Genomic DNA, 10,584 nt, shown 5'->3' with positions numbered 1-10,584 from the left:
CACCGTGGGGGGCAAGCCGCAGGTGCGCAGCGCCGAACCGCATGCGCACGTTTATATCCGGTCGCCTTACGGGGTGTTCGCCACCCGCGATGGCTACCTGGCGCTGGCCATGCCCGACATGCGCGTGCTGGCCCAGGTATTGGAAGAACCCCGCCTGCTGGACTATGCCGGCGATAACGACGGCTGGGACCACCGCGACACCATCTTCGTCCTGGTGCGCGACGCACTGGCCGGGCTGTCCACCGACGATGCGTTCGCGCGCCTGAACGGCGCCGGCATCTGGTGCGGTCCGGTGTATGGCTATGCCGACCTGGTGGCCGACCCGCAAATCGCGCACAACGGCACGTTTGTCGAGTACGAACACCCCACCGAGGGCAAAGTGAAAACGCCGGGCTTCCCCATCCGCTTCTCGCGCACGCCGGCGCGGGTGGAGCGCGGCGCGCCGCTGACCGGCCAGCACACAGACGAAGTGCTGGGCGAATTCGGCTACAGCGCCGAACAGATCGCGCGCTTCGAGGCCGAAGGCGCCGTGCTGCGCGGAGAGTCCGCCTGATGCCCGCCCACCGCGGCCTGACCTGGGACCATCCGCGCGGCTATGCGGCCTTGCAGGCCGCCGCGGCGCGCGACCCGCTGATCGCGTGGGACACACATCCGCTGGAGGGTTTCGAGTCATCGCCCATCGCCGGACTGTGCGCGGACTACGACCTGGTAGTGCTGGACCACCCCCATCTGGGCGAGGCCCTGGCGCACGGGTGCCTGATCCCGCTGGACGAGGTGTTTGCCCCCGCCGACCTGGCGCGCATCGCGGCCGACAGCATCGGCCGTTCGTACGAGAGCTACAGCATGGCCGGCCAGCAATGGGCCCTGCCCCTTGACGCCGCGACCCAGGTCATGGCGGTGCAACCCGATCTGCTGGACGCGCAGCCGCCCGCCGATTGGGACGCCGTGCGCCGGTTGTCGGCCCGCACCGGCAAGGTTGCCCTGTCGCTAGCGGGGCCCCACGCGTTCCTGTCGTTCCTGTCCATGGCAGCGGCGCTGGACCCCGGCGCAGACTTGCGCAATGGCGACCGCTGGCTGGACCACGCGGTGGCAACCGAAGCCTGCGCGTTGCTGGCGGAACTGGCGGGCCGCAGCCCGGCATCGGTGCGCAGCCTGAACCCCATCGGCCTGCTGGCGCACATGACATCCCATGACGACGTGGCGCTGTGCCCGCTGGTATATGGCTATGTGAACTATGCCGCGGCCACCCTGCCCCGGCCCCTGTCCTTCCATGACGCGCCAGCCGCCGCGGCGGGTGTGCCTGGGTCCATCCTGGGCGGCACCGGCATCGCCCTGGCGCGGCGTTGCAAGGTCGATAACGCACTGCGCGAGCACCTGCTGTGGCTGATGAGTGAGACCGCGCAAACCGGCTTCATTCCCGCGCACCAGGGGCAACCCAGCCACCGCCGCGGCTGGACGGCGCCGCCCCCCGGCATGCCCGCCGCCGGGTTCTACCTGCAAACCCGGCGCACCCTGGAACACGCCGCCATCCGCCCGCGCCATTCTGGCTACATCGCGTTCCAGGACCAGGCATCCGCCCTGCTGCGCGAGCGGCTGCAGGCCGGCCAGGCGCCGGCGGATCTGGCGCGCGGCCTGAGCAATCTGTACACCGCCAGCCGCCCCCCTGGAGACCTCGCAACATGACTACGCACCTGAATCTGGTTCGCGACGGACACGTCGCCCTGATCGAATTGAACCGCCCCGACAAACTGAACGCCATGACCCCGGAAATGGCCGACCTGCTGACCCAGGCCGTGTCGGAATGCAATAAGGATGACCACGTGCGCGCGGTGGTGCTGACAGGCGCCGGCCCCAAGGCATTCTGCGCCGGCTCGGACATTGCCGAACTAGACACCTACGCCACCCCATGGGAATTCCGCAACCGGCGAGAGTATTGCGACTGCATACGCGCCCTGCGCAAGCCGACGGTCGCGGCCATCAACGGCTACGCCTTCGGCGGAGGGCTGGAAATGGCATTGGCCTGCGACATCCGCATCGCATCCGGCAACGTGCGCCTCGGCGCTCCGGAAATCAAGCTGGGCTGGATCGGCGGCGGCGGCGTCACGGCACACCTGGTACATGCGATCGGGCAATCGAACGCGGCCTGGATGATCCTGACCGGCGAGCCCATCCGCGCGGAACAGGCGCTGGCCTGGGGCCTGGTCAGTGAAGTGGTCGCGCAGGAAGCGCTGCGCGGCCGCGCGCTGGAACTGGCCGCCATCGTGGCCTCGCGCGCGCCCATCGCCGCGCAAACCGCCCGCGCCAACCTGCGGGCGGCCGTCAGCATGCCTTTGGAAAAAGCCGTGGAATACGAACGCGACCTGCAGACCATCTGCTTCGCCACCGAAGATGCGGCGGAAGGCCGCCAGGCCTTCAAGGAAAAGCGGGCGCCGGTATTCCAGGGGCGTTAGCGGCCATTGGCACCATACGGGGAACAATCCGTTCCACGCTGTTCCCCGTCTTCTGACGCAGTGCGGCAGTTAGAATGCTTCGCACATTTCCCCTGCCTATCTACCAGTTGGAAGCCTCATGAACAACGCTTTTCTCGGCGCGCTGCAAAAGCGCCGCACACAGTACTCGCTGGGCCGCAATCTGCCGCAACCCAAGGAAGAATTGCTGGCCCTGATCCAGGAAGCGATCAAGCACAGCCCGTCGTCTTTCAATTCGCAGAGCTCGCGCGCGCTGGTGCTATTCGGCGCCGAAAGCGAAAAGCTGTGGCGCATTGCCGTGGACGAAGTGCGCAAAGTGGCCCCCGCCGAAGGCTTCGACAAAACCGAAGCCAAGCTGGGCAGCTTCGCCGCCGGCGTGGGCACGGTGCTGTTCTTCGAAGACCAGGACGTGGTGCGCAGCCTGCAGGAAAAATTTGCCCTGTACGCCGACAACTTCCCGGTGTGGTCGGAACAGGCCGGCGGCATGGCCCAACTGGCGGTATGGTCCACCCTGGCCAATGCCGACGTGGGCGCCAGCCTGCAGCACTACAACCCGCTGATCGACGCCGCCGTGGCGCGCGAATGGAACATCCCCGCCAGCTGGAAGCTGCGCGCCCAGATGCCGTTCGGTTCGAATGAAAACGGCTTCGGCGAAAAGCCCTTTATGGACGATGCCGAGCGGTTCCGCGTGGCGGGCTGAGCCCTTTCCCATGCATGCACAGGCCCGCGGATTCCGGTTCGCGGGCCTTTTGTTTTGTTGCAGCACCTTGCATCCGACGCGTCGGCACGGAAAGGAGCAACCGAATATGTATACCTAAATTAAATAAAGTATACTTTTATTCAACTCACTTTCTAACTGGTGGACTCGCGCATGAATTTCCTGACTTTTGCTTCCGCTTCCGCCCATCGCCTGGGGGTTCTGGCCGGCCCCGGCCAAGTGCTGGACCTGACCGAAGCCTGGACAGACGGCAGCGTCGGCGCCGCGCCCCCGACCCACGTGGGCGAGCTGATCGCCCTGGGCGATGCCGGCCTGGCGCACGCCAGATTCCTGCTGGAGCAATACGCGGGCAATGCAGCCAGGCTGCAGCCCCTGGACAGCCTGCGGCTGCTCGCCCCGATTCCCCGCCCCGCCAAGAATGTGTTCTGCATCGGCCGCAACTATCGTGAGCACATCATTGAAGGCAACCGGGCGCGCGGCCGCGCGCCAGATGATTTCCCACCCGTGATCGAAGTGTTCACCAAACCGCCCACCGCGGTCATCGGCGCGTTGGCCCCGGTGCCGGCCTATCCGCATGTCACGCAGCAGCTCGACTATGAAGTCGAATTGGGCGTGGTCATCGGCACACCAGGCCGCGACATCCCCAAGGAACGGGCCATGGATCACGTATTCGGCTACACCATCATCAACGACATCTCCGCGCGCGACCTGCAAAAAGCCCATGGGCAGTGGTTCAAGGGCAAGGCATTGGACGGGCACTGCCCGATGGGGCCCTGCATCGTGCACAAGAGCGCCGTGGCGGACCCGCACTCCCTGGCCATACAGCTGGATGTAAACAGCGAGCGCCGGCAAGATTCCAACACGCGGGACTTGCTGTTCCGCATTGACGAGATCATCGCCCAGCTGTCTGCGGGCCTGACGCTGGAAAGAGGCGACATCATCGCCACCGGTACGCCTTCGGGCGTAGGGCTGGGGCTGGAACCGCCGCGCTTTCTGGCGCCAGGCGACGTGGTCGAGGCTCGCATCGAGGGCCTGGGCACGCTGCGCAACCCCATCGGCCATTGACCATGGCGGCGCCGGCCGCGGCCGGCGCTGCCTATTCCATCAGGTCGGGCACGCGCTGGGCCGTGATCGACCGCGAGGCCATGGCCTCGGTATGACGCAGATGTTCCATCGTCAAGCGCCGGGCCTCGTCGATATTCTGATCGCGAATAGCTTCGTACAGGCTCAGGTGCTGGCGGATGGACTCCTTGCGCTCCTCCCATTCGGCAATAAAGAAATAGCGGCACAGGCGCAGTTCCAGTTCCTGGATGACCGAGAATGCCAGGCCGTTGCCCGCGGCCTGCGCGATGACGGTATGGAACTGGGAATTCACGCGTGAACTGCTGACGAAATCGTTGCGTTCGACTGCCTGCAGGCCCTCTTCCACCAAGGCGTACATCTGCTGCAGGTGCGAAGCCCTGCGCCGGTGGGCCGCCATGGCCGTGATCTCGGGCTCGACGATCAGGCGCAACTCGAAGAGCTCATGCAGCTCGTCCATGGACAAGCGCCGCACATAGGTGCCGCGGCGCGGCGCCGACTCTACCCAGCCCCGGCCTTCCAGGGCCTTCAAGGCCTCGCGCACCGGAATCTTGCTGACGCCGAATCGCTCGGCGAGTTCGTCGATCATCAGCCGTTCGCCGGCGCGCAATTTGCCGGTGACGATCTCCTCGAACAGCGCGTCGTAGACACCTGGCGGCCGGCGCGCGGGGCCAGCCGTCTCGGCGGAGTCGGCAACGCCGCCACGCCCATCAAAGCCTGTCATGGCTTGCATCGTCCATATCAGTAGTTACGCGTAGACACGCGGATTTTTCTTGACATGCTACCACGAGCGGATATCATTCAGCCATAAAGTATACTTAATAGACAATTAGTATTCTTAAAGGGGTATAGAGCATGTACGACACCAAGAAAGGGTTTGTCATCCAGTCCTTGCGCGGGCTTGCCGCAGCCGCCTCCGCTGCCTGTGTGGCAGCCGCGTTGCTGGTTCCGGCTGGCGGCGCCCGCGCCGCCTACCCGGAACGCCCGGTCACCCTCATCGTGCCGTTCGCCGCGGGCGGTGCCTCGGACATTACCGCACGCCTCGTTGCCCGCGAGCTGGGCAGCGCGCTGAACCAGAGCTTCGTGGTCGAAAACAAGCCGGGCGCCAGTACTCAGATCGCCACCCGCCAGGTCATCAATTCCACGCCCGACGGCTACACCCTGCTGCTGGCGACGACTTCGGTCATCAATAACGCCTATCTGTACAAGAACCTGAACTACGACGCGGCCAAGAGCCTGCGTCCGGTAATCAGCATCGTGGACGTCCCTGCTTTCCTGACGGTGGGCCCGGCCATGGACGTGAAGTCCGTGCCGGATTTCCTGGCCAAGGCGCGCGCGGCGTCGGCCAGCAACACCCTCAACTTCGGTTCGGCGGGCACGGCCAGCACGCTGCACCTGGCTGGCGAATGGTTCAACCAGGCTGCCCACCTGAAAGGCATACATATCCCCTTCAAAGGCAGCGGCCCGGCGATGGTGGCGCTGGCCGGGGGCGAAGTGGGCTATTCGTTCGAGAACTACGGCCCCGCCCTGCCGCAGGTCGACGCGGGCCGCGCGCACATTCTTGCCATCGCCGGTCCCAAGCGCTTCCCCGGCCTGCCCGATGTTCCCACTCTGCGCGAAGCAGCCGGCCTGCCCGATACCAACATGGCGAGCTGGTTCGTGTTGATGGCACCCGCCGCCACGCCCGATGCCAACGTCGATCTGCTGAACAAGGCCGTCAACACCATCCTGGCCAAGCCGGAGGTACAGCAGCAGTTGCTTGGCCTGGGCCTGGTTCCCACCGGCGGCACGCCGCAGTACCTAGCCGACCGCATGAAAGAGGACAGCAAGAAGTGGATCGACATCATCCAGGCCGGCAACGTAACCATCGAGAATCAATGACAGGCCTGGCCCACGCATATGCATAACGCTACATTGCCTGCCTCGGCGGCCGCCACTGAACGGCCGGCGTCCGGCATCGGCCAGCGCATTCCCCGCCGTGAAGACGCGCGCCACCTGGCCGGCGCCGCCGCGTTCATTGCCGACTTGAACGCCCCGAATTGCCTGGAGATCGCGTTCGTGCGCAGCCCCGTGGCCCATGGCGTGCTGAAGGGCGTGGATATCGGGCCAGACGTGCCGGCCGACATGGTTCGCCACGCCGGGCATTTCGCGCATCTGCCTCCCGTTCGCGGCAAGCTGCTGCGCGAAGGCTTCAATGGCGCGCCGTATCCGCTGCTGGCCACCGGCAAGGTGCGTTTTGTCGGCGAGCCCATCGCGCTGGTCATGGCGCCCACCCGCGCGCAAGCCGAACAGTGGGCCGAACAGGTGGTGCCGCGTATCGAGGCGCTGCCGGCGGTGGCGGATGCCCGCGCCGAATGGGAACACCCCACGCCGCCGCTGCATGAAGGCCTGCAATCCAACTTGATCATGTGTTCGGCGCGCAGCGTGGGCGAGTTCGACCGTATCGCGCAGCAGGCCGGATCCCTGGACCTGCGCCAGGTGACCCGCGAGTTCACGATGGCGCGCGTGCTGGCCAGCCCGCTGGAAGGCCGCGGCGTGCTGGCCTTGCGCGACAAGGCCAGCGGCGCCATCCACCTGCACTTGTCGACGCAACGTCCGCACCTGATACGCAGCTTCGTGGCCGAACAACTGCCGGGCCTGCGCGAAAGCGACCTGCGGGTCATCGTGCCCGACGTGGGGGGCGGGTTCGGGGCCAAGAGCAACCTGTATCCCGAGGAAGTCCTGCTGACCGCGCTGGCCATCGAGCTGGGACGCCCGGTGCGCTGGATCGAAGACCGCTACGAACACTTCGTGGCCAGCAACCACAGCCGCCAGCACGACCAGCGCATCACCGCCTACTTCGACGCGCACGGCCGCATCCATGCTATCGACGCGCGCTTCATTGTGGACGGCGGCGCCTATTGCGCCAAGACCTCCACCGGCGCCATCGAGGCCAACATGGCGGCCAATATCATGCTGGGCCCCTACGACATCCGCAACTACCGCTACGAGGCCGTCAGCATTTACACCAACAAGAGCCCGATGGGGCCTTATCGCGGCGTGGGACGCCCCGGCGGCTGCTTCGCGATGGAGCGCATCATCGACGAAGTCGCGCATGAACTGGGCATGGATCCGGCCGAGGCCCGGCGCCGCAACTTGATTCCCCGGTCAGCCATGCCCTACGTCACGGCCACGGGCCTGCATTACGATTCCGGCGATTATCGCGAAGCCCTGGACGCGGCTGAACGACACGTGCGCGAACGCTGGAACCGCGACGCGCGGCCCGGGCGGCGCGCCGGCATCGGCTACGCCATGCTGGTGGAGCAGGCCGGGCACGGCTCGGTGGAATGGTTCCGGCGCGGTTCCCCCACCGTCTACGGCCACGAAGCGGCACGCGCCACGCTGAACGGCGACGGTACCCTGGAAATCGACGTGGGCACGTTGGCGCACGGGCAGGGACACGCCACCAGCTATGCCCAGATCGCCGCCGAGATCACCAGCCTGCCGCTGGAAGCCATACGCATCCGGCAGGGCGATACCGCGGCCACGCCATACGGCATGGGGACAGTCGCCTCGCGCTCGATCGTGATGGGCGGGGGAGCCGTGACCCAGGCATGCCGCATGATCGTCGACAAGGCGCGCCGCATTGCCGCGGCCAACCTGGGCCATGCTCCGGAAGCATTGCGGCTGGAAAACGGCATCCTGCACGGCGCGCAAGACAAATTGAGCCTGGCGGAAATCGCGCTGATCACCAGCGTGCAGATCCACAAGCTGCCCAGGGATATCGAACCCGGGATGTCGGTCCAGGCCTTCTACCGGCCCGACGTCGAGACCGGCACATTCTCATATGCCGTGCACTCCGCCCGGGTCGAGGTGGATGTCGACACCGGTTTCGTCGAGATCACCAACTACCTGGTGGTCGAGGATTGCGGCACCGTCGTCAACCCGCTGATCGTGGACGGCCAGATCATAGGCGGCGTGGCGCAAGGTATCGGGCAGGCACTGTACGAGGCCATGCGCTACAACGCCGACGGCCAACCCGAAACCGTGACCTTCGGCGACTACGCGCTACCCAGCGCCCTGGAAGTGCCGGCGATCGACATCGTCCACCTGCATACGCCTTCGCCGTTCTCGGCCTTCGGCGTGAAAGGCATGGGGGAAGGCGGATCAGTGCCGCCGCCCGCGGCGATCGCCAACGCCGTGCGCGACGCGCTGCGGGACCAGGACATCGCGGTCGACCGCACACCTATCTGTCCGGACTATCTGCTCGAGCAAATCCTCGTGCGCACGGAGCATCGCGCATGAAACTGCCCGACTTCGAATACCGCGCCCCGTCGTCACTGCCAGAAGCCGTGGAGACATTGGCGGCCCTGGGCAGCGATGCCAAGCTGCTGGCCGGCGGCCAGAGCCTGCTCCCGGCCATGCGCTACCGGCTATCACAGCCCGGCGTCTTGCTGGACCTGGGACGTGTCGCCGAACTGCGCCTGGCCGGCGACGCATTGCGCACGGGGCGAATTGGCGCGATGAGCACTCACGCGCAGTTCGCGCATAACGACTGCCCATCCCCGCTCGGCCGCCTGTTGGCCGAGCACGCCCGCCAGATCGCATTTCCCGCAGTGAGGACCCGCGGCACCGTGGGCGGCAGCGTGGTGCATGCCGACCCCGCCGGCGACTGGCCACTGCTTTTCCTGGCGCTGGACGCCAAGGTCGAATTGCACGGCCAGCGCGGCACGCGCAGCGAGGCATTGTCGGACTTCATCGCCGGCCCCATGCAGACCGGCATCGCCCTGGACGAGATCCTGACCGCCGTGCTGCTCGACGCGCCCGCGCGCGACCTGACTCACTGGGGACGCTCCAAGCTGATGCACCGTGCCGGGGAATACGCCGTCAGCAGCGCCGTGGCCGTGCGGCGCGCCGACGGTGCGTGGTCGTGCTGGATCGGGGCGATCGAATCCGGTCCGGCGTCCATGGCGGCCTGCGCGGAAATGCTGGCCGCCACGCCACGCCCCACCTCGCAGGCACTACTTGCCTGCGCCGTGGAAGACGCGCGCCGGGCTTGCCCGGAACTGGGCCAGGCCGCCATCCACCGCCACGCCATCAATCTGGCGCGCGCCATCACCCAAGCCCTGGAACTGACATGAACCGTATTGCCGTCAAGCTTAATGTCAATGGCCGACCCTGCGAATTACAGGCCGAGCCCAACGCCACATTGGCCGACAGCCTGCGCGAACAGGCCGGAACGAATTCCGTGCACCTGGGCTGCGAGCACGGTGTGTGCGGCGCCTGCAACGTCTATCTGAACGGTGAGGTGGTGAGGGCCTGCCTGACCTTGACGGCGCCTTGCGATGGCATGGAAGTCGTCACGCTGGAAGGGCTGGACGATGCCACGGCCACGGCACTCAAGGATGCCATGCATCGTCACCATGGGCTGCAATGCGGGTTCTGCACGCCCGGCATGCTCATCACGGGCCACGACATGCTGGTTCGCGGGCTGTGCGGATCCGAAACAGAGATCCGCCAACAGCTGTGCGGCAATATCTGCCGCTGCACCGGATACCAAGGCATTGTGGCGGCCATTGCCGAGACCCGCGAGGAGACCGCGCCATGACCGACATTCCCCGTCGCCAGGCTGGCATCGTGGGCGTAGCGGCGGTGCCGCACGCTCCCCAGTTCCTGTCGCTGCCCGATACCGAAGATGCCGCCCAGGTGGCGCGCGTGCGCGCGGCCATGGAAGCGCTGGGCGAACGGCTGCGCGGGCTGCAGCCCGACTGCGTGATCGTGATCTCCAACGACCACGGCGACCATTTCGTCACGCACGCCACGCCCCCATTCTGCGTGCACGCGGCCGACCGCGCCGACGGCATGCACAAGCACCGCGGCGACTGGGCGCTGGATGCGGACATGGCGTATCCACTGGTGCGGTGCATGGAAGAAGAAGGTTTCGACCTGTCCTTCACGCTGGACGCCAAGCTGCCCACGGCCTTCACCATTCCCCACGAATTCATGGGTTTTGGCCGCGCCATTCCGATGACCGCGATTTTCCTGAATGCCTACGTGCCGCCGCAACCATCGCCGCTGCGCTGCCATGCCTTCGGCCAGGCCCTGGCGCGGGCGATGGAACGCATGGGCAGGCGCGCCGTACTGATTGCCAGCGGCGGGCTGTCGCACTACCCAGGCACCCGCCACTATCCGCATCCGGACGTCGAGACCGACCGCTCGCTGCACGAGCAGATGCGTTCCGGCAACCTGACGCATCTGCTGGGCTACGACGCCGCCGCGCTGGACCGTACCGGCAATGTGGAACTGCGCATGACGCTTGCCGCCATGGGCGCGGTGGGC

11 protein-coding genes are annotated in these 10,584 nt (G+C 66.4%); 10 read left to right on the top strand and 1 reads right to left on the bottom strand.

All coding sequences use genetic code 11. The annotated features are described in order from the left end of the window. From LPZ50_RS15835 to LPZ50_RS15815, 5 genes are all read left to right on the top strand, one after another. A partial coding sequence (locus LPZ50_RS15835) for a CoA transferase (RefSeq protein ID WP_230662452.1) occupies positions 1-553 on the top strand: 553 nt, incomplete at its 5' end. Further along, positions 553-1,683, top strand: a complete 1,131-nt coding sequence (locus LPZ50_RS15830) for an extracellular solute-binding protein (RefSeq protein WP_230662450.1) — start codon at positions 553-555, stop codon at positions 1,681-1,683. The genes LPZ50_RS15835 and LPZ50_RS15830, both read left to right, overlap by 1 nt. Next, positions 1,680-2,450, top strand: coding sequence for an enoyl-CoA hydratase/isomerase family protein (locus LPZ50_RS15825; protein ID WP_230662448.1), 771 nt, complete (start codon positions 1,680-1,682; stop codon positions 2,448-2,450). The genes LPZ50_RS15830 and LPZ50_RS15825 overlap by 4 nt, the downstream gene beginning before the upstream one ends. A 118-nt stretch (positions 2,451-2,568) precedes the next feature. Then, the gene (locus LPZ50_RS15820) at positions 2,569-3,168 is read left to right on the top strand and encodes a nitroreductase family protein (protein ID WP_230662446.1); all 600 of its coding nucleotides are present in this window, start codon (positions 2,569-2,571) and stop codon (positions 3,166-3,168) included. Positions 3,169-3,339: 171 nt separating this feature from the next. Next, positions 3,340-4,251 (top strand): fumarylacetoacetate hydrolase family protein, encoded by a 912-nt coding sequence (locus tag LPZ50_RS15815; RefSeq protein ID WP_230662444.1) that lies wholly within the window; start codon positions 3,340-3,342, stop codon positions 4,249-4,251. Positions 4,252-4,282: 31 nt separating this feature from the next. Here LPZ50_RS15815 and LPZ50_RS15810 read toward each other — a convergent pair whose 3' ends face one another. Continuing rightward, positions 4,283-4,990 carry a GntR family transcriptional regulator gene (locus tag LPZ50_RS15810; RefSeq protein ID WP_230662442.1) on the bottom strand — a complete coding sequence of 236 codons (708 nt, stop codon included), beginning with the start codon at positions 4,988-4,990 and terminating at the stop codon, positions 4,283-4,285. Between the two features lie 131 nt (positions 4,991-5,121). Here LPZ50_RS15810 and LPZ50_RS15805 point away from each other — a divergent pair, with 131 nt between their 5' ends. From LPZ50_RS15805 to LPZ50_RS15785, 5 genes are all read left to right on the top strand, one after another. Beyond that, positions 5,122-6,147: a Bug family tripartite tricarboxylate transporter substrate binding protein gene (locus LPZ50_RS15805; protein ID WP_230662440.1), complete on the top strand. Its 1,026-nt coding sequence runs from the start codon at positions 5,122-5,124 to the stop codon at positions 6,145-6,147. A gap of 18 nt (positions 6,148-6,165) precedes the next feature. Further along, positions 6,166-8,550, top strand: a complete 2,385-nt coding sequence (locus tag LPZ50_RS15800) for a xanthine dehydrogenase family protein molybdopterin-binding subunit (RefSeq protein ID WP_230662437.1) — start codon at positions 6,166-6,168, stop codon at positions 8,548-8,550. Beyond that, positions 8,547-9,386: an FAD binding domain-containing protein gene (locus LPZ50_RS15795; protein WP_230662435.1), complete on the top strand. Its 840-nt coding sequence runs from the start codon at positions 8,547-8,549 to the stop codon at positions 9,384-9,386. The genes LPZ50_RS15800 and LPZ50_RS15795 overlap by 4 nt, the downstream gene beginning before the upstream one ends. After that, a complete protein-coding gene (locus LPZ50_RS15790) occupies positions 9,383-9,853 on the top strand; it encodes a (2Fe-2S)-binding protein (RefSeq protein ID WP_230662433.1) in 471 nt (156 codons plus the stop codon). The genes LPZ50_RS15795 and LPZ50_RS15790 overlap by 4 nt, the downstream gene beginning before the upstream one ends. After that, on the top strand, positions 9,850-10,584 hold a 735-nt coding region (locus LPZ50_RS15785; RefSeq protein WP_230662431.1), incomplete at its 3' end, for a hypothetical protein. The genes LPZ50_RS15790 and LPZ50_RS15785, both read left to right, overlap by 4 nt.

It is taken from the genome of Bordetella petrii (genome assembly GCF_020991325.1).
Classification (GTDB): domain Bacteria; phylum Pseudomonadota; class Gammaproteobacteria; order Burkholderiales; family Burkholderiaceae_B; genus Bordetella_A; species Bordetella_A petrii_E.
This window is presented reverse-complemented; position numbering and strand designations above follow the sequence as displayed.

What these genes read in the sequence shown, in the direction of transcription:
- LPZ50_RS15820 (WP_230662446.1), top strand. Translation starts at nt 2,569, where the DNA reads ATGAACAACGCTTTTCTCGGCGCGCTGCAAAAGCGCCGCACACAGTAC.
- LPZ50_RS15795 (WP_230662435.1), top strand. Translation starts at nt 8,547, where the DNA reads ATGAAACTGCCCGACTTCGAATACCGCGCCCCGTCGTCACTGCCAGAA.
- LPZ50_RS15800 (WP_230662437.1), top strand. Translation starts at nt 6,166, where the DNA reads ATGCATAACGCTACATTGCCTGCCTCGGCGGCCGCCACTGAACGGCCG.
- LPZ50_RS15825 (WP_230662448.1), top strand. Translation starts at nt 1,680, where the DNA reads ATGACTACGCACCTGAATCTGGTTCGCGACGGACACGTCGCCCTGATC.
- LPZ50_RS15805 (WP_230662440.1), top strand. Translation starts at nt 5,122, where the DNA reads ATGTACGACACCAAGAAAGGGTTTGTCATCCAGTCCTTGCGCGGGCTT.
- LPZ50_RS15810 (WP_230662442.1), bottom strand. Translation starts at nt 4,990, where the DNA reads ATGACAGGCTTTGATGGGCGTGGCGGCGTTGCCGACTCCGCCGAGACG.
- LPZ50_RS15830 (WP_230662450.1), top strand. Translation starts at nt 553, where the DNA reads ATGCCCGCCCACCGCGGCCTGACCTGGGACCATCCGCGCGGCTATGCG.
- LPZ50_RS15815 (WP_230662444.1), top strand. Translation starts at nt 3,340, where the DNA reads ATGAATTTCCTGACTTTTGCTTCCGCTTCCGCCCATCGCCTGGGGGTT.
- LPZ50_RS15790 (WP_230662433.1), top strand. Translation starts at nt 9,383, where the DNA reads ATGAACCGTATTGCCGTCAAGCTTAATGTCAATGGCCGACCCTGCGAA.